At 46.2% G+C, this 23,632-nt stretch carries 15 protein-coding genes; 3 read left to right on the top strand and 12 right to left on the bottom strand.

The genetic code is table 11. The features are described from left to right. Window positions 1–80: 80 nt before the first annotated feature. From ACQEXT_RS06400 to hemL, 12 genes are all read right to left on the bottom strand, one after another. The gene (locus ACQEXT_RS06400; protein WP_426951120.1) at window positions 81–1,994 is read right to left on the bottom strand and encodes a beta-N-acetylhexosaminidase; all 1,914 of its coding nucleotides are present in this window, start codon (window positions 1,992–1,994) and stop codon (window positions 81–83) included. Window positions 1,995–2,003: 9 nt separating this feature from the next. Then, a complete protein-coding gene (locus ACQEXT_RS06395; RefSeq protein WP_331416885.1) occupies window positions 2,004–2,879 on the bottom strand; it encodes an N-acetylglucosamine kinase in 876 nt (291 codons plus the stop codon). 1 nt (window position 2,880) lies between these two features. After that, complete coding sequence (locus ACQEXT_RS06390) at window positions 2,881–4,602, bottom strand: glycoside hydrolase family 9 protein (RefSeq protein ID WP_426951119.1); 1,722 nt, start codon at window positions 4,600–4,602, stop codon at window positions 2,881–2,883. A gap of 69 nt (window positions 4,603–4,671) precedes the next feature. Next, the gene (locus tag ACQEXT_RS06385; protein WP_331416883.1) at window positions 4,672–5,667 is read right to left on the bottom strand and encodes an ABC transporter ATP-binding protein; all 996 of its coding nucleotides are present in this window, start codon (window positions 5,665–5,667) and stop codon (window positions 4,672–4,674) included. 41 nt (window positions 5,668–5,708) lie between these two features. Continuing rightward, window positions 5,709–6,692 carry an ABC transporter ATP-binding protein gene (locus ACQEXT_RS06380; protein WP_426951117.1) on the bottom strand — a complete coding sequence of 328 codons (984 nt, stop codon included), beginning with the start codon at window positions 6,690–6,692 and terminating at the stop codon, window positions 5,709–5,711. Between the two features lie 2 nt (window positions 6,693–6,694). Continuing rightward, entirely contained in the window at window positions 6,695–7,720 is a 1,026-nt protein-coding gene (locus tag ACQEXT_RS06375; RefSeq protein ID WP_426951116.1) for an ABC transporter permease, read from the bottom strand. Between the two features lie 2 nt (window positions 7,721–7,722). Beyond that, window positions 7,723–8,709, bottom strand: a complete 987-nt coding sequence (locus ACQEXT_RS06370) for an ABC transporter permease (protein ID WP_426951114.1) — start codon at window positions 8,707–8,709, stop codon at window positions 7,723–7,725. Between the two features lie 172 nt (window positions 8,710–8,881). After that, the gene (locus tag ACQEXT_RS06365; RefSeq protein ID WP_426951112.1) at window positions 8,882–10,564 is read right to left on the bottom strand and encodes an ABC transporter substrate-binding protein; all 1,683 of its coding nucleotides are present in this window, start codon (window positions 10,562–10,564) and stop codon (window positions 8,882–8,884) included. Between the two features lie 655 nt (window positions 10,565–11,219). Then, the gene (locus tag ACQEXT_RS06360) at window positions 11,220–14,606 is read right to left on the bottom strand and encodes a response regulator (RefSeq protein ID WP_426951110.1); all 3,387 of its coding nucleotides are present in this window, start codon (window positions 14,604–14,606) and stop codon (window positions 11,220–11,222) included. Window positions 14,607–14,815: 209 nt separating this feature from the next. Continuing rightward, window positions 14,816–15,838, bottom strand: a complete 1,023-nt coding sequence (gene rsmC, locus ACQEXT_RS06355; protein ID WP_426951109.1) for a 16S rRNA (guanine(1207)-N(2))-methyltransferase RsmC — start codon at window positions 15,836–15,838, stop codon at window positions 14,816–14,818. A gap of 79 nt (window positions 15,839–15,917) precedes the next feature. After that, complete coding sequence (locus tag ACQEXT_RS06350; RefSeq protein WP_426951107.1) at window positions 15,918–17,003, bottom strand: AI-2E family transporter; 1,086 nt, start codon at window positions 17,001–17,003, stop codon at window positions 15,918–15,920. Window positions 17,004–17,261: 258 nt separating this feature from the next. Beyond that, window positions 17,262–18,554 (bottom strand): glutamate-1-semialdehyde 2,1-aminomutase, encoded by a 1,293-nt coding sequence (gene hemL / locus ACQEXT_RS06345; protein WP_331416875.1) that lies wholly within the window; start codon window positions 18,552–18,554, stop codon window positions 17,262–17,264. Window positions 18,555–18,806: 252 nt separating this feature from the next. Between hemL and erpA the strand changes: the two genes are divergently transcribed. The 3 genes from erpA (at window position 18,807) to ACQEXT_RS06330 (ending at window position 23,611) form a co-directional block, all read left to right on the top strand. After that, window positions 18,807–19,148 carry an iron-sulfur cluster insertion protein ErpA gene (gene erpA, locus ACQEXT_RS06340; protein WP_006878298.1) on the top strand — a complete coding sequence of 114 codons (342 nt, stop codon included), beginning with the start codon at window positions 18,807–18,809 and terminating at the stop codon, window positions 19,146–19,148. Window positions 19,149–19,400: 252 nt separating this feature from the next. Then, window positions 19,401–20,483, top strand: coding sequence for an efflux RND transporter periplasmic adaptor subunit (locus tag ACQEXT_RS06335; protein ID WP_426951106.1), 1,083 nt, complete (start codon window positions 19,401–19,403; stop codon window positions 20,481–20,483). An 11-nt stretch (window positions 20,484–20,494) separates the two neighbouring features. Further along, window positions 20,495–23,611: an efflux RND transporter permease subunit gene (locus ACQEXT_RS06330; protein WP_138972145.1), complete on the top strand. Its 3,117-nt coding sequence runs from the start codon at window positions 20,495–20,497 to the stop codon at window positions 23,609–23,611. The last annotated feature ends 21 nt before the right edge of the window (window positions 23,612–23,632 follow it).

Genomic DNA, 23,632 nt, shown 5'->3' with positions numbered 1-23,632 from the left:
CCTTTTTACCAAGCTACCACTTTGGTAGCCAAAACTTTAATGCTAGAGAAAACTGCAAATGCCATGCATTTGCACCTTTGTTAATTCCACGGTTGGCGATATTCGATTTGCTGTTTGTCGAGCAAAGGTAAATGGCCTTTCAACCGTGATAGATAGTCGAGCCAATCTCGGCCTGCTCTGTCTGTCCAGCAGGCTTCAGCCAGCGCAGTGAGTCTTGGGAATATCATGTAATCCAATCGTGACTGGTGAGTGACAATTTCACTCCACAGCGCACACTGAATTCCTAGAATACGTTTGCGAATCGGATCGGTATCTGGCACTTGTGCCAATGGCTCATAGCGGTAGGCGTTCTCCAGTGGGATCACTGCCGCCCAATCAACGCCAGGCTCTTCTGGACGATAATCTTGAGTCATGTCGAGATAAGTGGATTGACCCGGTTGGAGAATGACGTCAAAACCTTGCTTAGCGCAGTTAAGAGCCGCTTCTTCACTCAGCCAAGAGTAGATAACCGTGTCTTTGCTGACTTTATTACCGTGTTGAGCCTCTTCCCATCCGACCATACGTTTACCCAGTGAACGCAGTTTCTGTTCTGCGTAACGGAGTAGGTGTCCTTGCAGCTCTTTAGCGTTTTGGTAGCCCTCTTGAGCCATCAACGCCTGACAGGCAGGGCTTTCTAGCCAGACACCAGCAGGGACTTCATCAGCACCAATGTGTACCCAAGGAGAAGGGAAGAGTTCAGAAACTTCTTCTAGTACCTTGTCTAAAAACTGATAAGTGCCAGGCAAAGCTGGTGATAGGACGTTATCGTCATAATGTTGAATACTGTGATATTGGGATTGATCAGCAGGATCACACAACAACTCTGGTAGTGATTTGATTGCCGCACGGCAGTGGCCAGGGATATCAATCTCCGGAATGACGTTGATGCCTCGTTCTTGCGCGTAAGCGATAACGTCCTTAATCTGCTCTTGGTTGTAGTAACCGCCGTAACGTTGATTTAAGTGACTGTATTGTGGCTCCAGCACGGTACCTGGACCGCGGTAGGCTCCCGACTCGGTTAGTTGAGGAAATGCCTTTATTTCAATTCGCCAGCCCTCATCATCAGTGAGATGCCAATGGAAGGTATTAAACTTGTAGTGTGCCAATTGGTTAATCAGCCGTTTGACCATATCCACCGAGTGAAAGTGACGTGCACAGTCAAGCATCATGCCACGGTATTTAAAGCGTGGTTCATCATGAATTTTCACATAAGGTACCGATAACTCTTTATTTTGCTCACTGAATTGAATGAGTTGGAGCAAGCTGGCACTGGCATGAACAAAACCTGCATGTGACCCTGATTCTAGTCTGATCCCCGTTCCACTGACGGTAAGATGGTATTCACCTTCGTCAAGGGTTGGATTGTTGCGAAACACGATATCGCTTTGCCCGATGGTCTGTACTGTAAACTCAAACAATCGCTCAAGTTCAACTTGCAGCCACGTCGCGGCTTTTTCTGCCAGCGAAGTTTGCAATGTTATTTGGCTGGAGCGAGTCAGTCGAAAACTTCCGTCCAGTTGCTCAATTTTGTGAGGTCTAGGAATCAATGCAATTGACGCACTCTCGACCTCTGGCAATTGGGTGCGCTCTCTATAGGGAGAGGCAAGCGCTATCGGCGTTAAGGTTACTGGGCACTGCGTTGCACCGTCGTTGGCAATGATCAGGGCATCTTTGAACCCATCAGTGTAAAAACGCAATGGCGCCGTGTTGATGCTGAACTCGCAGTAGTAGTGTTGATTAGCCGTCAGAATGTCACATTCAGGCACTACGGTGCAGAAACTACCGATCTGCTTGATCGTCCCGTTAGTGAAACTGTCTGGCAGAATATAGCGATCAGTAATGAATTGGATCTGCCACTGAGCAAGATCCTGATCAGAAAGGTTATGGACAGTTAAGCCAAAGCGACAAAACTGTTTTTGTTCAGCTAGAACGGCGAGTTCGACACGAAAGCTCATGACAGATCCTTAATACAAGTTATGTTCGGGTTTAGCCGCGAACATAAGGGCACCTTCAATGGCATCAAACTGAGCGTCAACCACCCAAGCTTGTACCGGAGGTGATAGCCAAGCCTTGATTCGCTCAGCAATGCTACCCATCAAGCAGATACGAGTGGCTCCTTTTTGGTGTAGAGCGACTAGGAACATCTCAATGTCAGCAGCCGTCTGCTTAAGCATTGAGATAGCAAGGCTGTCGCCTAGGGTTGCATAGTGGAAAATCGCAGGGGAAAACTGACCATAGTCGCGTGGTAACGCGCTTTTAGACCATGTGACGATTTGGTCGATATCATGGTTGAAGTGGTCAAGAACATGCTCGGCAAGTGGCGTTTTCTCGACGATACCATCGTCAGCCAGCAATACTTGTTGAATTAGACGTAGACCCATAACTGCGCCACCACCTTGGTCAGATATCGGAAACTCACGACCTCCAACCACATGCTGCTGATTACCGCTAAGATAGATACCGCACGAACCCGTACCTGCAATCATAATGGCGCCTTCGTCACCGTTATGGGCACCGATACAAGCACCGTATGCATCGGTATTGAGTACGACGGAAGCAAAAGGATGAGGTTGTGCCATAAAGTCTTGCCATGCAGACTTTTGCTCAGCCCCTGCTAAAGCTAAACCCACATGCATCTTGCTGAAATCGGCTTCTGTCAGGCCACCAAGCGTGGCTGCCTGAGCAATCGCATCGATAATCGACTCCATGGCGACATTGACACCGAGTAAGATATTGGCACTGCCGCTTTTGGCTTCACCGACCAACTGACCTGCCGCATCGCGAATTCGTGCTCGACATGAAGTACCGCCACCGTCTATCCCGACATAGTAAAGCGTCATGTTACTGCTCCTCTTGTTGAGAAAAGTGGCTAAATTGCGTAATTACAGCCAATAGGTACCAAGCACCATGTGGGATCCATTGCTCCCCCCAACGCCAGTTCTGCAACATGTCGTCTTTTTGTCCCGGCGGATTAAAAGCGATATCTTGTGCATCTTCAAAGCCAGCGGTGATACCGTTACAGACACCACCTTTTGCGTTAAAAAATCCATACTGAGGAAGGTAGTCAGGATTGTTGTGTCCGTGTCCATCAAGCATGCACATGTGGTATGGGTTGAGACCAAGGATCCAGTTCAAAGCATTTTGAGAAAAACGCAGCAGTTGTTGTTTGGTTTCTTGGTTTTGGATATGCGGTAGTGCGAAAAATGCCATTGCACATAAGGACCCTAAACGGGCGTTTTCACCTTGCCACCAGTAACCTGTTTCGTTGTTCTGGGCGACAAAGAAAGCATCGCGTTTTTGTTCTCCCACACCTTTTACATATTGGCGTGGGTAACCAAATGGGTTGGCTGTCGCTTGAGTAATCGCCAGTTCAAACTCAACACTTCGCTGTACAACAGATTGGCTGATAGCCGCCTGTTGTGGGTCGTTTTCAATCGATAAATAGTGGCATAGAGCAAGGGTGGGTAAACCTGCTTCTGCGGCATGGTAATAAGGGCGAGAGCCGTCTTGGTTTGCTGACCAGAAATGTTCAAAGCGGTCATCGCTACACTGCCTGTTGTGAAGCTTTGCAGCCCATTGACGACTTTCACTTAAGTACTCTGATTTCTGTGTCGATTTGTACAACTCAACGGCGGCAAGTAGGGCGCAATATTCATCAATGATGTTCTCTTGCTGATCATTGAGATATTGCGTGTTGCATTCGCGTAAATGCCAGTAGCCTTTTTCTGCGGCTTCAAGGTAATCATTCGATGAGTATTCACCGCTTTCATCAAGGCGTGACGCGGCGGCTAAAGCGGCAATTGAAACGCCGCCACCTTGTCTGAAGCCGGCTTGGAAATCGTCTGATTTATGCCCTTGCTGTGTTTCGTATGCACAGATTTCGCGTTGCTTGGTGTCTTTTGACCACTTATCAAAAATGGTCATATAGAAAAAGCCTTGTTCATTTTGCATTCGAACTAAGAAGTCTGCGCCAAACAGCGCTTCTTCTGTCATGCGTACTTTAGTAAATGCAGCGACTTGCTCATTTTCTTTGAGTTGTTCTAACCCTTGAAGTAGATTCCAGACCACCATAGGGGTCTGCTGAGGGTTGAGATAGTTGGCATAAGAGAGATGACTAAGGTATTTGCTCACATCTCCGGATGCATCATACCAGCCACCGTGTACGTCAACGCGAGTCTCTGAGCCAAGCAGAGGGATCGAATGATCTTGCTTGTCAAAGCGTCCGCCGCAGCGCTGAGACTTAAAGTAGTGCAGAACATCTGAAAGCGTGGTGTTCAACAGTAATCCCTGTGCAATGTTAAAAACTTCAGAGCGTAGGTTATCGACACGCAGGTAGTAACGACCTGGGCGTTCGAATGATGAGAACTCGATGCGGAAAAAATTCCCTTGGTGCCAATTGGCCACTTTTGTGCCTTTTTCGACAGCAAAAGTCGCGACAGTTTGGTGACTATCAGCACAGACTAACAGCGCAGTGGTAGATGAAAGACGTGCTTTACGTGTCATCAAAACAGCCTGCTTTGGCCCAAGGGCTTCATAACCAATATGGTTAGTAAGTAGCAGCATCAAAATCTCCGAAAATAGGGGGTGATTGAGTTGTTGAGCCAAGAGCTTGCGCTCCTGGCTCTTATGGCATTATTTTTCGTATAGGTAACAACGCACAAAGTGGTTGTCAGACAATTGAGTGACTTCTGGTAACTTCTCACTGCACTTATCAGTAGCGTGTTGGCAGCGTCCGGCAAATGGACAGCCCACTGAGGCTGGTGTCCACAACGGAATCTCGCCTTTGTTACCTTTGAGTTTTTCGTGAATCGACTTACTTGGATCTGGTACTGCTGAGACCAAGAGTTGCGTGTATGGGTGTTGAGGATCGTGGATGATCTCGTCAGTATCTCCCCATTCAACCATGTGTCCCACATACATAACTGCCAGATCTTCGGCAATGTAACGAGCGGTTGCGATATCGTGAGTGATGTAAAGCAGAGACATCTGCTTTTCGAATTTCATCTCTTCCATCAGGTTTAGGACACCTGCACGAATCGATACGTCCAGCATTGATGTTGGTTCGTCGGCGAGCACAACTTCTGCACCTACCGCGATGTTACGTGCCAGGTTGACACGTTGACGCTGACCGCCTGATAACTGGTGCGGGAATTTTTGTGATGTCTCTTTTGGCGGGATCAGACCAACTTGTTCAAGCAGGTCATAAACGCGCTCTTCCAGTTCCTTCTTATTGCCAGGTGACACCTTCTTGTGGATAAGCAGTGGTCGTGCAATATGGTGAAAGATATTATGAGTAGGGTTTAGAGAGCCAAATGGGTCTTGCCAAACCATCTGCACGCCTTCACGGTATGCCATCAGATCCGAACGAGAATCGATGGTTTGAATATCACGGCCTTTGTACTCAATCACACCTGATGTTGGTGCGTACATTTTTGCGATCATCTTCGCTGTAGTGGATTTACCCGAACCTGATTCACCCACCACGGATAGGCCGCGGCTTTTGTACATTTTGAACGATACGTCGTTGATCGCACGCATCATAGGTTGGTTTAAGGCATTACTGTTGATCGGGAAATCCTTTACAAGGTTTTTTCCCTCAACAAGTAGTTGGCCAAAATCTTTGCTCATATTTGTCTCCAGTAATCTTTTCTTTGTTTCTCAGCGTCTTGCTAGAGTTTTCTCTGTGCAATCGGCTCGCCATAGAGGTGACAGTTAGAGAAACGATTTGGCTCAATTTGTCTTAGTGCAGTTGGGACTTGAGTACATGTTTCATGCACGCGGTCACAACGAGCTTGGAAGCGACAACCTTGTGGTACCTCTAGAAGGTTAAGTGGGTTGCCTGGAATACCAGTAAGCTTCGTCTTTGGGCCAGTTAATGGAGGGAAAGAGCTACCCAGACCTTTGGTGTAAGGGTGGTAAGGACTTTCCAGAATCTGCTTTGATGGTGCGACTTCAATCAACTCACCGGAATACATGATGCCGATGCGATCTGAGAACTCGACCATCAAAGAGAGATCGTGAGTAATGAACAGAATAGAGAAACCAAACTCTTCTTTTAACGCGTAGATCTTTTGCAGTATTTCACGCTGAACCACTACGTCGAGAGCGGTGGTTGGCTCATCCATAATGATCATTTTGGGATTTAGCGCCAGTGCAATCGCGATAACCAGACGTTGACGCATGCCACCAGAGAACTGGTGAGGGTAGTCATTCAAACGGCTAGGGTGAATATCTACGATTTCAAGCAATCCTTCTGCGCGTTTACGAGCTTGCTCACGTGTCATGTTCGTGTGGCGCATGATTACGTCGCAGAACTGATCTTCCATGGTCAATACTGGGTTAAGCGCATTCATCGCACTTTGGAATACCATGGACATCTCGCTCCAACGGAACGATTGCATGCGTTCATCGCTGTATTTAAGGATGTCCTCACCATTGAAGATAACCTCGCCACCGGTGATAAACGCTGGTGGCTTATGTAGGCGCATCAGAGAGAAAGCAACGGTGGATTTACCACAACCAGACTCGCCTGCTAAGCCGAATACTTCTCCAGGTGCAATATCAAAGCTGACATTGTTACAGGCACGTACGTCACCTGCATCAGTAATGTAGTCAACGCAAAGGTTGCGGATAGAAATGAGTGGTGCTGTCATGATTATTTATCTCCGCTCCATAGTGCATTTTGTGGTGGCAGTTCTGGCTGACGCTCTTTCTTGTCCTGCTCAGCCAGTTTTTTCCAGCGTTTCATACCTTTGTGAGAGCGAAGCTGCGGGTTCGCAATTTCGTCAACTGCAAAGTTCAGTAGAGCAAGACCTGTTACGAGTAGAGTTAAGGCTGCACAAGGTGCAAGAACTTCCCACCAAGCGCCGATTAGCATTGCTGACGAGGTCTGTACGTTGTAAAGCATGATGCCCCAACTGATGGTGCTAGGGTCGCCTAGACCTAGGAACGAAATAATAGATTCCATGCCGATTGCGTACATAACCGAACCAATGAAGCTCGCGCCTACGATTGGGATAAGGTTTGGTAGGATTTCAACAAAGATGATACGGAACGATGATTCACCGAGAACTTCTGCCGCTTTTACAAACTCTTTTTCACGTAAAGACAGAGTTTGAGAGCGGATTACCCTTGCCCCCCATGCCCAGGAGGTACAGCCGATGATGATGGCAATGGTTAACGGGCCTGCTTCACCGATAAAGGCGGCGAGTACGAACAGTAAAGGATACTGAGGAATAACCAACATGATGTTCATTGCTGCGGTCAGGAAATCGTCAACACGGCCACCGAAGTAACCCGCAGAGATACCAATGACCGTCGCTAGGAAACAAACAGTGATACCTGCGCCGAAGCCAACACCTAGAGAGATACGAGCACCGTAAACCAGTTGTGACCAGATGTCGCGACCCATACGGCTAGTACCCAGTACGTGATCTGCTTTTTTCGACAACAGCATAGTACGGCGATCGGTAGCTAGGTTTTGTGCGATCCAGCCATCTGGATTTGCTTTGGCTGACTTAACGACGAAACCTGGGTATTCATGTGGATTGCCCGTGCGCTTATCTGGCGCGTGTTTGGTAATCAAAGGTGCGGCAATCGCCATGAAAATGAACAGGACAACAATGGCTAAGCCCGTACGAGCGTAAGCGTTACCTAGAATCAGTTTATATAGATCTTTCATAATTATTTCCCTCCCTTACGAAGGCGAGGATCAAGTACTACGTAAAGCATGTCGGCGATAAGGTTAAATGACAGCATAAACATCGTCATGATGATCAATTGACCCTGAAGAACTTGGTAGTCACGAGCGTTGATAGCGTTAAGTAATACAGTACCCAGACCCGGGTAGTTGAAGATGATTTCAACGATTAGCTGACCACCGATGGCCATACCTAGCGACATTGAAAGTGCAGTAACACTAGGAAGTAGAGCGTTACGCGCTGCGTAGTTGAATACCACACGGTTCTCACTCAGACCCTTACCTTTGGCCATCGTGATGTAGTCTTCTGCAAGCAGGTTGATCATGTTGTTACGCATGTTGACTAGGAAGCCACCAATTTGAATGATCGAAGCACAGAATAGTGGTAGCACAGCATGATATGCGGCGTCCTTGTAGAATGCCCAGCTTGTCCAATCCGGCACAGTGCCTGCGGTGTACGCGTAGCCAGTAGGGAACCACTTCAGACCAATAGCAAAGACGAATAGCGTCAACATGGCGATAACGACTTGAGGCACCGCCTGAATGATAAGCATGCCAGGAGTTACGAAGGCGTCATATTTGCTGCCACGTTTCCATGCAGCAAAGATACCTAGTATCGAACCTATTGAGAATGAGAGGATAACGGCGCTACCAGCTAGGAATAGTGACCAACCAAATGCTCCACCCAAAAGTTTGTTAACAGATAGTGGGTAGAACTGGATTGATGTTCCAAGTTCCCAGCTGAGGATGTTTTTCATGTAGGCGATGTATTGAGTAAACAACCCGCCATCAACAAAGCCTAATAGCTCTTTCATTGCAGCGATACGTTCCGGAGTCACCTGTACCGAAGCGTTAGCGAACATCATGGTTACCGGATCTCCCGGCATTGCACGAGGAATAATAAAGTTTAATGTCGCAGCAACTAACAATGCGACCAAATAGAACGACAAACGTCTTAAAAAATAACCCATAACTCACCTTACTTACCCAGATTTTCCCTGTTTCTGGTTTCAGGTCGCTCCTAGCGAAAACAAAATTTAGAGCGAAAAATCCCCTGACGACTGGCGCCATATAAAGAACACATCAAAACGTTGGGGGATTTTGCGGCATACAGAGCGTATGCCGCATCGTTAGAACAACTACTTATTTAACTGGTTTTAGGTCCAGTACGTGTAGTAGACGCTCTGGGATACCAGCCCAAATGTTTGGACGGCCTTTTGGATTTTCTTCGTTCCACCAACCAGTGAATCGAGTTGTATTGTATTGGTACATGTAAGCACCAGACATTACAGGAATCGTAACTTGGTCAGAAGCGATGATTTGCTGGATGCCGTGAGCGATTTCTAGCTGCTCGTTCTTATCAGCTGTTTTGTAGAAGCTGTTTAGTAGGCCATCTAGCTTGTCATTTTTGTAGAAGTGCATCGCGAAGCGAGGCATACCTTCACCAGATTGAAGTGCTGAGTTGTAAGCACTGTTCCAGTAAGTGTATGGGTCTGCACCGTGGAAGTAGTTTGTGTAAGCTACGTCGTACGTACCTTCAAGCATTGCTTGGTTGTAAACAGAGAAATCTGGAGTACGTGCTTTCGCTTTAATGCCGACGTCAGCAAGTTGCTCAACTGCAAGTTGAACGGTGTTGTTGAAGTCAGTCCAACCGTTTGGAGATTGGATTAGTAGCTCGAAAGACTTACCAGATGGAGTGTCAACGAAACCATCTTTGTTTACATCTTTAAAGCCCGCTTTCTTCAGTAACTCTTTAGCACCTTCAACGTTGTATGTGTTGTAGCCCTTGTACTGGTTGTGAGTCTTTTCGTCAGACCAAGCTTCGAATGCATAGCCAAGGCCAGATGCGAAGTCGTTCACTGTACCGCCACCGTAGAACGCGATGTCGATAATAGTTTGACGGTCTAGAGCCATAGAGAATGCACGACGGAAGTCTACGTTAGTAAGTGCTTCGTTCTTCGCTGCATCAGGGTTTTTGAAGTTAACAACGAACGCCTGAGTACCTGCTGGCGGGTACCAGTACTGGTGATTAGGGCTTGCCGCAGCGTAAGTGCGGTCGATGTCAGGAATGAATGAAGACGTCCAGTCCATTTCACCGTTAACAACTTTACCTAGGAACTGGTCGTTGTTTGCAATTTGAGGAACACGTAGACAGTCAACATCTAGGTTGTCTGCATCCCAGTAATTCGGGTTAGCACACTGGATGTATAGCTGAGCAGTGAACGTATCGATTTCTGTAAATGGACCAGAGCCTACAGGGTTTTCGTTAGTGAAGGTTGAAGGATCTTTCACGTCTTTCCAAATGTGCTCAGGTACAACAGGTACTTTAGCAATTTCGTAAGGAACGTTTGAGTTCGCTTCTGTTAGGTTAAATTTAACTTGGTAGTCGTTTAGTTTCTCAACAGAAGATACCCAAGAGTTGATACCGCTTTGGTCTAGCTCTGATTTCTCTTTAACTAGGTTGAAAGAGAACACGACATCGTTAGCATCAAATGTTTCGCCGTCAGACCATTTCACGCCTTTACGAATATCGAAAGTTACGCTCTTTAGGTCGTCAGCCATTTTAAAGTTTTCTGCTAAACGGAATACTGGCGTGTTACCGTGCATTTCGTTGAACACAACTAGAGGCTCGTAGATGAAGTCCCAAGTAGTGTGCAAGTGAGTTGCACCTAAATATGGGTTAAAGTTACGAACAAAAGTTGTGAACTCTTTAGGGTGGATAGTTAGTTCACTACGTTCAGCGGCTGTTGCTACCGATGCGAATCCGGTAGTTGCTGTAGCAATAATTGCTGTTGCTAGTGCTGTTTTTTTTATGTTGGCAAGCATAGCTGTTCCTTACTATTTGCTTTCATTTCACTTATGGAATGGAATGTCATCAATTGATAAACACTCACTAAGGCCCACCTCTTGTTAATGATTTTCAATCGGAGGTGATATGAAAATCCAGAGTGGCCTGTAGGCCTTAGGCACACTAAGAAAACACCTTAACGTCAATTTTCGCAATTGCTATTCCCGTTAAAAACGTCAAAACCATCACCATCTCCGTTAATACTGTTAAAAAAACCAAATTTGATTAAATTGTAATCATGAAAAGGCCTTTGAAGTGAGTCGCAATAGTCCATGTGCATTAGTTTGTTTGTGAGTGGTTGCTAACTTCATTTTCTTTATTTTATAAGGCCTGTTTTGATGGAAGTAAAATGTGAGATGTGGGTCACTTGGAAGTTTTCTGTTAATTTTTTGGGTTAAATTAAAACTGCCGTCTTGTTGTGATTGGCTTCGCAAACTGAGTTCTTTTTACGCATTGTTGGTGGTTTTGTATCATTTTGAGTACCTGCTAGACAAAAAAATAGCGGCTAAATGGCGGCAAGTAATAGGTTGTTTTACGAGTCGTAATAACGGTATTTGAGTATTAATCAAGGCAAAATGATGAGAATAAAAAGCCCGCTTACTGCGGGCTTTTTAGTTTGGCATTGAAGGTGTATTAGCTTGTCAGTAAGTGCTGAAGTTTATCTCTTAGCCCTTCAATATGCGTTCTCTCAGGGCCTTGTTCATTGCAGTGCTCTAGGATGTAATCCAGTGAGCTTAGAACCGTTCTCCAGCGTGGTGTTTTCGGTAGCGTCTCGGTACGTAGGTATTTGTCGAGTGTGCGTGTTTGCAAAGTACTGCGGTCGAGATAGACGCGCCATAAACCACTTTGTTCTGCGAAAGAGAACTTGGTTTGTCCTGTGACGGACTCCCAATAGTTGAGTGCGCTTGTCATCGCATCAACTAACACTTCACGCATAATATCTTGTTTGGATTTGCTGTCTCCGGCAACTCGATCAGCCAATCGCGTAAACTCTCCTCCCAGCTCTTTGAGTTCTTGCAGTTTGGCTTTATCACCTTCAAAGGCAAAACTGGACAACGCTTCAATTGCGGTTTCCAAGTTATTAATGCGGCTTGCATTGATGCTGCCGCCAACGTTAAAGATGTAAATCGAACGCAGGCCTGAACCTTGTGGAAGTTTCAAAATATCCGCAGAAAGGTGTTGTCGGACATCTTCGACGTAAACATCAATCGTACCGCAGTAATGCTCTTGTTCGACATGAAGGAATTTGGGTGCGATAAGTTCGTCAGCGCTTGAGCGTTTTAGCTGTTCGGTAGAACGTTTAAATAGCTTTGAAGCCGCCTCATTGGCAAAGCGAATCTTGTTATCTTCACGAATACAGATGATCGCTTCTGGCGCCGTTTCTAGTTGCTCTAGTAGGCGTCCTTGTGTTTCTAACAGGCTGGCTTCAACCATTGCTCGGTGCTTGAGTTCAAGCTGGAGTTGCTGGTTCTCAAGTCGGCGTAGTTCAGCTTTGCTGGCCGTTAGATGGGCAATGATACGGGCAGCAAGCTCTTGCTTGTTAAATGGTTTCGACAGGTAATCGTTAGCCCCTGCGTTAAACCCGCGAATTCGGTCATCCGTTTGATTAAGAGCAGTCAGCATGATGACAGGCAGGGCGGCATGATCGTACTTTTTACGAACCGTTTCACACACCTGATATCCGCTCATACCTGGCATCATTATATCCAGTAACAGTAGCTCTGGTTTCTCTTTCTCAATCGATTCCAGTGCTTCGTGACCATCTTTAGCCGTGCGTACGCGATAGCCTTCCAGTCTTAGGAAACTGTCCAACACTCTAAGGTTCACGGGTTCGTCATCAACGACGAGTAGCAGAGGGCCTTCAGGGTTTTCTGGTAGGCTAACAGGTTCGGCTAACTCAATCTCTCCGCTATCCGGCGCGATAAAGTGGGGCGCTTCATAGTGGTTTGCTTGCTGAATTTGCTCTTCACTCGCGATAGGTAATGTAAAGCTGAACGTGGTGCCAACCATTGGTTGACTGCTCACATACAAAGACCCTTGCATCAGTTCGATCAACTGACGACTGATAGACAAACCTAATCCTGCGCCTTGACGGTAGCGGCTTGAGTCGCTGCCCGCTTGAATCAAAGGCTCAAAAATATGTTCGAGCTGGTCAGCAGGAATGCCTTGGCCAGTATCGACGACCTGAACACGGATATGATCGTCGATAACGTTCGCGGAAATGACGATTTTACCTTCGCTGGTGTATTTGATTGCATTGCCAACCAAGTTATATAGCACCTGTTCAAGTCTTTGCGGGTCGGCACTGACCCACACGGGTTCACTAGGTACTTGGTTGATAATTCGGATGGGTTTGTTGCCTAGCAGATGGGAAGAAAGCTCAAGTACTAAGCGCGTTGAACCGGATAAATCTACCGCACTGGTGTCGATATCCAAGTTTCCATAACGCATCTTATGGTAATCAAGTAAGTCATCAACCAAGGTAGCAAGACGTTGACCACTGCTGATAATGATATCTAACTGGTATTTGTGTTCTGCTGTGATTGGGCCGTTAGCTCCTGAAGTGAGTGCTTCGGCTATCCCCACCATGCCGTGTAAAGGCGTTCGTAACTCATGAGAGGTTGTCGCTAAGAATTCATCTTTGAGTTTATTGGCGAGCTGTAACTCATCATTTTGTTTTTGAATGAGTTTGAGGTTGCTTTCTAGCTCTGCATTTTGCTCTTTGATTAAGAGGATCTTTTCGCGAATTGAGCGTTGCATCCGCTCAAAACTGACCGCAAGGCGCCCGATTTCATCTTTACGCTGCGTGTTAATCATAGTGGCATCAAGATCGCCAGCAGATACCTTCTCGGCAGCCCAAGTCAATTTAAGAAGTGGCGATGTGATGAAATTGGACAGGTAGTGGGAGGCCATAACAACCAGTAAGATTGCCGTTAACATCGCGAAAATAAACACAGTTTCAAGTTGATGAATGCGAGCAAAGGCAACACTTTCTGGTACTTCAACGACCAGTGCCCAGTCGATACCTTTAACCGAAATCGGGGCATAGGCGGCAATGATGGCCTCTTTCTCTGAGTTAGAGTAGGTTCCAAAGCTGGTTAATCCAGACAAGGCGAGATCCACCACTTGTCGACTTTTATCAATATCTTCCTGTTGGTATGCGAGAGTACGGGATTGATGATCGGCACCAACCAAAAGGGTCTTCATCGAAGGGATGTTTTTGGTATCAGCTATCAGCTTGGTGATGCCGTTATTCGGCAGACGAAACATGGCATAGCTGTGCAGATAACCTTGCTGCACAATGGGTGCGCCTAGCCATGCCACTGACTTGCCTTGCTCTTGGGCAAAATCTGAGATAATAACCGGCGTAAAGTCTTCGTTCGTTTTACGTTTTTCAGTGACCAGATTTCTTAGTTTGGTAAAAGTGTGTCCTAAATTAGCATCTTTATATTTGCCAGTTAGCAAGTTAGTGCCGAAATTGTCATATTTAAACGTCGAGTAAGTGACGTTTCCTTCTCGATCGACCAATAAGATATCATCGAAATCAGAGCGTTTGAGCAGTTCCAGATAAGCCCAGTGATAGCGCTTATGAAGCAAGCGGTAGCGTTCTGTACCATTAAAAAGGCTAGACTGAGGCAAAATAGAGGTTTTGATTTGATCGCCCGAACCTTGGATATAGCGCTTTTGTGCGTACTCGCGTGCCTGTTCAATATCAAGGCCTAAGCTGCCAAATGCGTTGACCAAGCCGTAGAATCGACCACCACTCGCATACGCTAACTCTGAGCGTACAAACCCCATGACTTCCGACTCTTTCGCGTATAGGTAGTCAACGACTTGCTGCTGCTTGCTATCGCGAACAGAAACCAAATGCAATGTGCTCTGCTCTTGTAAGTCAGTGGTGTGTGACTGCAAGAAGAAGATAGCGATAACGGTAAGAGGCGTGATACTTAAGACCAGAAATGCCAGCATCAGAGTGCTTTGAAGACGCTTAAATTTCTGTTTCCGATACAACTTAAACATGATCTAACTAGAGTTTCCAAGAGTTCGGCTTAAAGGTTGGGGCCTAAAAACCTGTAAGCGGGATAAAAACGTTATTTTCCTATAGTGACAAAATTAACGAGTTTTTTTACTTTGACAAGTAAGTTGCAAGGAAAGCGTGGAGAAAAGCGCAGTTTTTACTTTGGCAGGGGAGATGTTGCCCAATCCTTGGCAAGAATTGGGCAAGTCGACTACTTATTAGCGTGATAAATCGCGAATTTATTGGTCTTATTTAGCGTCTCGCAATTACTGAAGGCTTGCTCAATAATCGGCTGATATTTAAGAAAACTATTAGCAACGATAAATAGTTGTCCCTGTGGGTTTAGATACTGTGGTGCTTTTGCCAACAGCGTCTCCGTTGCGCTGTAGCTAGTATCGAGGCCAGCATGGAAAGGAGGATTACTGATAATGAAGTTGTAATCCTTGCTGGTATCCGAATAAACATCAGAGGCAAACACACGACCAGTCAAACCGTTAGCTTCGAGTGTGGCTTGGCTAGACGCGACCGCGAGTGCGCTGATATCACACATTTCTAGCTCGATGTCTGGATTAAGGAGCGCCATCACGCTGCCGATGACGCCCGCTCCACAGCCAAAGTCTAAAACCTTGCCAGTCAGATCGGGTAGGGTATCGAGCAGCAGTTTACTGCCAATATCAAACTCTCCGTGACTGAACACGCCCGGTAAGCTTTTAATGGTCAGAGTGCGCTCTTTGTAGCTAACCTGATAGGTCTTATACCATTCATCTAGTTGGAAAGCTGCGGGTGTCTGAGTACATTGCCCCCAGTAGAAAGAACAACGGCGTGCGGAGTCGTATTTGGTAATCGGGCCATAGTCCTTAAACATTTTCTCAATGCTTTTAATACCAGAGCGATTCTCACCCACAACCACGATTTCAGTTCCGGTTCCTAGTTTGGACATCAACATGGCCAGCAGATACTCGGCTTCAGCTTTCGCTTTTGGCCAGTAGAGCAGGACCAAATCTGCCTGAGTTTGTTGTGTGAACTCTGCACCAAAGACACGGGTAATTTGCGAATAGGATTCAAGCTGACGATGATAACCATAGTTGGTGGTAAATACTGTTACAGACTGACAGTGTTTCACCAGTTCAACAGGAAATAGGTCTTCAGCTTCACCAGCAACAAGAACGTGTTTACCTTCGAAGTAAGCAAGTTGTCGCTCGGCAATTTGACTTGGCGCGATATAGGCAGACATAGAGCACTCAGTAGAAAAAAATGAGGGGGGATTTTCGCACAATCCTCCCTCATCTTGAAGTATTAAACCGTTTTGCTGTTTAGCTGCGATCTTGTTGATCTAAGAAGCCTTGAAACTCCTCTTCATAGATATTGAACAATACCATGGTCACAGCAAAGATGATCGGGCCGTAGATTAGGCCAATTAAGCCAAATAAGTGTAGACCACCTAACAAAGAGAAGAAGATCATTAGCGTGTTCATTCCAGCGCTACCTTGCATTAGGAATGGACGGAGCAAGTTGTCTATCGAACCTACCACAGCTACGCTCCAAACGGTCAGGAAGATAGCCCACGTAGTATCCCCTATGAGGAAGAGGTAGATTGCTGCTGGGATCCAAATGAGCGCAGTACCAACAACCGGAATAAATGAAGCAAAGCCCATCATGGTTCCCCAGAATAGACCTGGGAATCCGGCGAGCCACATACCGAGTCCACCCGCGATACCTTGAGCAATTGCAGTCAGGAATGAACCCATGACGGCAGACTTCGCCACCTGCTCAACTTCATCCAGTAGTTTATCTTCTTGGCTGCGTGACAAAGGAAGGATATGGCGGATAGCACTGATGATCTTATCGTGATCTCGAAGTAAGAAAAATAGCACGAATAACATCAGGAAAAAGTCCATTAGGAAGTTAGTCGCATCACCTAAAATTTTCGCGCTGATACCGACCAGATTACTGCCAAAACTCGTGGCAAACTGAGCGACTTTCTGAGCAATCTCTTGAGGCTCTACCTTATCGAAAGGTAAGTAAGTGTTGGCTAAAGACAAACCTTTCACAACCCAAGGGTGTTCGAAGAGTGTTTGGATGCCCCCTTGAGTGACCCATTGATAAACGTTTTGAGAAAATGCAGAGCCTTGCTGAACGATAGCAGCAAAAACAAACAACAGTGGGACGACAATGATAAAGGTCAACACAATACAGGAGAGCAGAGAAACAACATTTTTATGATTTGGCAGTTTGCTCTCAATCCAATCATGAATAGGGAACATCAACAGCGAAATGATAAACGCCATTACGATCGAATTGATGTAAGGCTCTACCAATAAAAAACACGCGAACGCTGCAGCCAACAGGGCTATCACTAGTACCCAGTGACTGGAGGTGATTTTAATTTTATCTGACACAATCTTGTCCAATTGTTTGACGATGTATCAGTATAATGGCTTTAAAACAGGCAGTTATCAATCAAGAATCAGATTTGTATCAGAGGTGAGTCAAAACATGGGATGCTGTAATAATGACAAAGGCTGCAAGTCAGCATCAAAAAGCAAACCTTCTATACCTTGGTTTGCCTTGTTAATGGCAGGATTGGTTTTGTTAGTCTTGTTTAACTGGCAATAAAAAAGGCTGCTCAATGCAGCCTTTTCCATATGCAGTAGAGGTTAAGCTTGTTGTGCGATGATAGCAAAACAGCGATCTGCCGCTTCCAGCGTTGCTTCAATTTCTTTGCTGCCGTGTGCCAGAGAAGTAAAGCTCGCTTCGAAAGCCGATGGCGCAAGATAAACGCCGTGATCCAGCATCAGGTGGAAGAAACGTTTGAAGCGCTCGATGTCGCACTTAGTCACGTCTTCGTAGCTGGTGATGCTTTCTTGATCGGTAAAGAAGAAACCGAACATGCCGCCAACTTGATTGACGACAAGAGGGATACCGTGGTTGTCTGCTAGTTGCTTAAAGCCATCTGCTAGCTGTTTAGTTTTAGAAGCAAGGCGCTTTTCGTTACCTTCTTGTTTGAGTAGGTTCAGACAAGCGAAACCTGCCGCCATCGCTACAGGGTTACCTGATAGAGTACCCGCTTGGTAAACAGGGCCTGTAGGTGCAATGTACTGCATCACTTCTTTGCGACCACCGAACGCACCCACTGGCATACCACCACCAATAACTTTACCTAGTGTTGTTAGGTCTGGTTTGATGTTGTAGTAAGCCTGAGCACCACCTAGAGCCACGCGGAAACCTGTCATTACTTCATCAAAAATCAGCAGCGCGCCTTCTTCATCACAGATTTGACGTAGCCCCTCATGGAAACCTTCCACTGGCGGAATACAGTTCATGTTGCCAGCAACAGGTTCAACGATAATACATGCGATTTCACCTTTGTTTGCCGCAAAGAGTTCGCGCACTGAGTCTAGATCGTTAAATGTTGCCGTTAGTGTGTGCTTGGCGAAATCCGCTGGAACACCTGGTGAACTTGGTTGACCAAGCGTCAGAGCACCCGACCCCGCTTTAACTAGCAGGCTGTCTGCATGACCATGGTAACAACCTTCAAATTTCATGATTTTGTCACGACCTGTGTAACCACGAGCAAGACGAATTGCGCTCATGGTTGCTTCAGTGCCTGAACTCACCATACGAATCTGTTCCATCGATGGGACAAGTTCTGAAACCAGTTCAGCCATCGCAATTTCCATTTCGGTTGGTGCGCCAAAGCTCAAGCCACGCTGCGCTGCGTCAATAACCGCTTCACGAATTACCGCGTGGTTGTGACCAAGAATCATCGGACCCCAAGAACCCACATAATCAATGTACGCTTTGCCGTCAGCATCAAAAATCAACGGGCCGTCAGCTCGTTCAACGAAAATCGGTGCGCCACCAACGCCGTTAAAAGCACGTACAGGAGAGTTCACGCCACCAGGAATGGTTTGCTGTGCTTTCTCAAATAGATCTGCGGATTTGGTCATGGGATATCCTCTTTTGATTGCTCGGACCAATTTGGCACGCATTGTACCTGTCGATTCCCATACAATAAAACGCTTTGCTGCACATTCTGCGTACTTTCACAGCAAATAAAGAAGAATTGGTATAAAAAGTTGCTTCAAAAGTGGTGAATACTTGAACGCTTCACTCAGGTATTAGATAATCCCCCTAATATTAAAAGATGAAGTTCCAGAAAGTTCAGTCATTCTGGAGCCAAACGACTGAGAGAGATCATCGTGAGCGAAGTAAATATTCCACTAACATTTTCAGATGCAGCGGCTCAGCGAGTAGGTGCATTGATTGCTGAAGAAGAGAACCCGAACCTGAAACTGCGAGTTTACATTACTGGTGGTGGTTGCAGTGGTTTCCAATATGGTTTCACTTTTGACGAGAACGTGAATGAAGGAGACACAACCATTGTCAACAGTGGTGTGACTTTGGTGGTTGACCCTATGAGCCTTCAATATTTAGTGGGTGGCCAAGTGGATTACACTGAAGGGCTTGAGGGCTCGCGTTTCTTTGTGAATAACCCAAATGCGACCACAACATGTGGCTGCGGTGCTTCATTCAGCGTTTAAATATCTCTTTCTAGGCTGCAGTCCCTCTGCAGCCTATTGCCTATCTACTACTGGCTTTTCCTTCCTTATTTATCCAGAAACTGAGACCCCAGATAAATAGTTATCAATGTCATTTTATTTTTAGATGGTTAATTTATATCCTAATTGATACATTCGCAGTAGAACACTGTGAATTGCTATATCCACAACGTGTAGCCGTAAATCGCTGCTGTTGTTTGTTTTGGATGTGATATAGAAATAATAAGGATAGTTATGGCTAGTATTTCTCCTCTGCGTTTTCTTGCGGTTAGACCTTATCTTGTGTCACTGATATTGGTCTTACTCCTCTCTCTTTGGTTAGGGGTAGGAATGTTGAAAGCACAAGACACCGCGCCTCACCGAGAGACTGAAGACATTCCATTAGCCAAAGTTCAGTTCACCTCCTTTGTTGCCGAATCCACACACAAAACCATTGAGCTTTACGGACGGACTGCGCCGAATAAAAAGGCCAGACTCGGGGCAGAAGTTGCCGGCAAAATTGTCCAGTTAAAGGTAAACAAGGGTGAAAGTGTTAAGCAGGGGCAGGTGATTGCGCTGATTGATAAGGGCGATTTAGAGAGTCAGTTGCAGCGTGCCGAAGCCATGCTCAAAGTGAAAGAGAAGGAATATAAAGCCGCCCAGTCTCTCAAAAGTAAAGGCTTGCAAGGTGAGGTCGCATTTACTACTGCTCAGGCCGGTTTAGTCGAAGCGAAAGCGATGGTGAGCAATGCTCAAATCGCTTTGCGTAATACCTCGGTAAAAGCCCCGTTTACAGGCGTAGTGGATCACCTGTTTATTGAAACGGGTGATTTTGTTGGAGTAGGTGATCCTGTCGCGACATTACTCGATTTAAGCAAGATAGTGATTGAAGCAGACGTGAGTGAGCGACACATTCAAGCGTTAGAGCTTAATCAACAAGCGAGTGTTCGTTTTATTAATGGTGACCAAACCATGGGGGCGGTGCGTTACATATCACGAGTCTCCTCTCCTGCAACCAATACTTTCCCAATTGAAATTGAACTGGCAAACCCTGGGCAGAAAATCCCTGCGGGTGTCAGTGCTGAAGTGAAACTCAACCTTCAAGACCAGTTGGCAATTAAAATTACCCCTGCAATGCTGGCTTTGGATGAAATGGGCAACTTAGGTGTCAAAACACTGGTCGCTAATCAGGTTAAATTTGTGCCAATAAAGCTGGTTAAAGCGGAACAGGATGGGGTTTGGTTGACGGGACTCGGTGAGCAAGTCGATATCATCACTACCGGGCAGGGATTTGTGCGCGATGGTGATAGTGTCATTGCGATTGAGCAAAGCAGATAGGAGCCGACACTATGTATGCATTGATTGATGCGGCTCTATCTCGCACTAGAACCATGATGGTGCTTCTGGTTTTTATTCTATTCGCCGGTGCGGGAACGTATATCACCATTCCTAAAGAATCTAGCCCTGACATTACAATTCCGATTATTTATGTGTCGGTAGGCCATCAGGGTATATCGCCATCAGACGCCGAACGATTGCTTGTTCGCCCGATTGAGCAAGAATTGAGAACCATTGAAGGGGTCAAAGAGATGACCTCTACCGCTTCTGAAGGTCATGCCTCAGTCATGCTTGAGTTCAGTGTTGGTGTCGACCTGAACAAAGCGATGGCTGATGTGCGTGAAGCGGTTGATTTGGCAAAACCCAAATTACCCAGCGACAGCGATGAACCGACGGTCAATGAAGTGACTTTAGCGTCGGAGGAACCTGCGCTTTCAATCGTACTTTACGGTACGGTACCTGAGCGGACCATTGTGCAGATAGCGCGTCAGTTAAGAGATAAGCTGGAAAGTTACCGCCAAATCCTAGAAGTGGATATTGCAGGTGATCGCGAGGATATTGTTGAGATCATTGTTGATCCACTACTGATGGAAAGTTATGGCTTAGATCAGGGGGATATCTACAACCTGATCGCACTAAATAACAGAGTGGTTGCCGCAGGTTTCGTTGATACCGGGTATGGGCGCTTTTCGGTTAAGGTTCCTTCGGTCTTCGATTCGCTGAAAGATGTGCTTGAATTACCTGTAAAGGTTGATGGTAAGCAGGTCATTACCTTTGGTGATGTGGCAACCGTTAGACGGGCATTCCGAGATCCAGAAAGCTACGCACGGCTAGATGGAAAATCTGCCGTTGTACTGGATGCGAAGAAACGCGCTGGCGAGAATATCATCGAGACTGTTGCGTTAATAAAAGCGGTGTTGGCAGAAGCTCAAACGCGTCCAGATTGGCCGAATAACCTGATGGTCAAATACACTTGGGATCAGTCTAAAGATGTTGAGATGATGCTCAGCGATCTACAGAACAATATCTTGTCAGCGATCATTCTGGTTGTGATTGTCATCATTGCCATTCTTGGTGTTCGTACTGCCTTGTTGGTGGGCATTTCGATTCCAGGCTCATTCTTAACCGGTTTGCTGGTTCTGTCTGTTTTTGGTCTAACCATCAATATTGTCGTGCTCTTTTCACTGATTATGGCGGTAGGTATGTTGGTTGATGGCGCTATCGTTGTAACTGAATTTGCCGATCGACGTATGCAAGAAGGCACGCCTAGAAGGGAAGCTTATCGTGATGCCGCCAAGCGAATGGCATGGCCGATTACCGCCTCCACGGCGACCACACTAGCGGCTTTTGCTCCTTTGCTTTTCTGGCCAGACGTCACGGGCGAATTTATGAAGTATTTGCCGCTGACTCTCATTGCTACTTTGAGCGCATCACTAGCGATGGCACTACTATTGGTGCCTGTTTTAGGCAGTTTAATAGGACGACCTCAGCATGTTACTAAGGCGCAACGAGAGAAAATGGTTGCGCTACATGATGGCGATTTTTCTAAGGCAACGGGGATCACTAAGCTCTACTTCCATACCTTAGACATTGCGATAAAGCACCCGTTCAAAATCCTCATTAGCGCTATTTTGCTTGCGATTGGCGTTGGTTTTACCTACGCCAAAGCAGGTTTGGGGGCGGAGTTTTTCCCCGAGGTAGATCCACCATTTTTCACGGTTAAAGTTCGATCTTATGGTGATCTTTCCTTGGATGAGAAAGACGTGATTATTCGTGATATTGAAGCGGTAATGCTCAATCATGATGAGTTTGAGAGTGTTTACACTCGCACTGGTGGTGATGATGAAATTGGTCAGATTCAGATTACTCCTGTTGATTGGCAGTATCGCCGTAAGGTCAAAGAGATAATTGAGGAACTCAAGCTCCAAACGGATGGTTATGCGGGTGTCGAAATTGAGTATAAATTCCCTGATGCTGGTCCACCGGTTGAACATGATCTGGTGATAGAATTATCGGCTCGGATCCCTACTGAATTGGACGCGGCGGCTAAAAAAGTTAGGCAGTGGGCTGACAATTATCCGGCTTTTACCAATCTCAGTGATACGTCAAGTAAAGACGGCATAGATTGGCAGATCGACATTCGTCGTGATGACGCATCTCGTTTTGCTGCCGATGCGACTTTAGTTGGCAATACCGTCCAGTTTGTGACGAATGGTCTGAAAATCGGTGATTATCTGCCTGATGATGCCAATGAAGAAGTCGACATTTTAGTTCGTTATCCGCAGGACAAGCGCGACATAGGTCGTTTTGATCAGCTTCGAGTCAAAACTCAAGCTGGCTTAGTTCCTATCACTAACTTTGCGACTATCGTCCCTGAGCACAAACAAGACACGATACGACGCATTGATGGGCATCGGGTCACCAATATTATGGCGGATATGAAAGAGGGTTATAACTTGGCTCTCGAGTTGCCCAAAATAAATCAAGCGGTCGCTGATCTTGGTTTACCTGATGGTGTTGAGTTTAAAATTCGTGGGCAGAATGAAGAGCAAGAAAACTCTTCTGCGTTTCTACAAAATGCCTTTCTTGTGGCATTGGTGGTGATGGCGCTTATTCTGATTACTCAGTTCAATAGTTTCTATCAGGCATTGTTAATTTTAAGTGCTGTACTATTTTCAACCGTTGGGGTGTTTGTTGGCTTGCTAATATTCCAGAAGCCATTCGGTATCATTATGTCTGGGATAGGGGTTATTGCGTTGGCTGGCATTGTGGTCAACAACAATATTGTTTTAATCGATACCTATAACCAACTGCGTCATCGTGGCTTAGATAAGCGAGAAGCAATACTGCGAACTGGAGTTCAACGTTTGCGACCGGTGATGCTGACGACGGTAACGACGATTCTTGGCTTACTGCCGATGGTACTGGAAATGAACATCGACCTGATCAACCAAAAAATTGAATTTGGTGCACCCAGTACCCAGTGGTGGTCGCAACTCGCCACGGCGGTTGCTGGTGGCCTAGCGTTTGCCACTGTGCTCACTCTAGTATTGACTCCGTGTCTATTAATGCTGGGCAAAGAGCATAAAGTGGAAGAGCAGGGTAATAGAGTTATTGAAGCCGATTAATGACAAAGGCCCGGATTATCC

The organism is Vibrio sp. TRT 29B02, assembly GCF_050113655.1.
Lineage (GTDB): Bacteria > Pseudomonadota > Gammaproteobacteria > Enterobacterales > Vibrionaceae > Vibrio.
Note: the sequence above shows the minus strand (reverse complement) of the source record. Positions and strands in the feature narration are given on the sequence as shown.

What these genes read in the sequence shown, in the direction of transcription:
- ACQEXT_RS06375 (WP_426951116.1), bottom strand. Translation starts at nt 7,720, where the DNA reads ATGAAAGATCTATATAAACTGATTCTAGGTAACGCTTACGCTCGTACG.
- ACQEXT_RS06390 (WP_426951119.1), bottom strand. Translation starts at nt 4,602, where the DNA reads ATGCTGCTACTTACTAACCATATTGGTTATGAAGCCCTTGGGCCAAAG.
- ACQEXT_RS06400 (WP_426951120.1), bottom strand. Translation starts at nt 1,994, where the DNA reads ATGAGCTTTCGTGTCGAACTCGCCGTTCTAGCTGAACAAAAACAGTTT.
- ACQEXT_RS06360 (WP_426951110.1), bottom strand. Translation starts at nt 14,606, where the DNA reads ATGTTTAAGTTGTATCGGAAACAGAAATTTAAGCGTCTTCAAAGCACT.
- ACQEXT_RS06395 (WP_331416885.1), bottom strand. Translation starts at nt 2,879, where the DNA reads ATGACGCTTTACTATGTCGGGATAGACGGTGGCGGTACTTCATGTCGA.
- ACQEXT_RS06380 (WP_426951117.1), bottom strand. Translation starts at nt 6,692, where the DNA reads ATGACAGCACCACTCATTTCTATCCGCAACCTTTGCGTTGACTACATT.
- rsmC (WP_426951109.1), bottom strand. Translation starts at nt 15,838, where the DNA reads ATGTCTGCCTATATCGCGCCAAGTCAAATTGCCGAGCGACAACTTGCT.
- ACQEXT_RS06370 (WP_426951114.1), bottom strand. Translation starts at nt 8,709, where the DNA reads ATGGGTTATTTTTTAAGACGTTTGTCGTTCTATTTGGTCGCATTGTTA.
- ACQEXT_RS06335 (WP_426951106.1), top strand. Translation starts at nt 19,401, where the DNA reads ATGGCTAGTATTTCTCCTCTGCGTTTTCTTGCGGTTAGACCTTATCTT.
- ACQEXT_RS06365 (WP_426951112.1), bottom strand. Translation starts at nt 10,564, where the DNA reads ATGCTTGCCAACATAAAAAAAACAGCACTAGCAACAGCAATTATTGCT.
- ACQEXT_RS06385 (WP_331416883.1), bottom strand. Translation starts at nt 5,667, where the DNA reads ATGAGCAAAGATTTTGGCCAACTACTTGTTGAGGGAAAAAACCTTGTA.
- ACQEXT_RS06330 (WP_138972145.1), top strand. Translation starts at nt 20,495, where the DNA reads ATGTATGCATTGATTGATGCGGCTCTATCTCGCACTAGAACCATGATG.
- hemL (WP_331416875.1), bottom strand. Translation starts at nt 18,554, where the DNA reads ATGACCAAATCCGCAGATCTATTTGAGAAAGCACAGCAAACCATTCCT.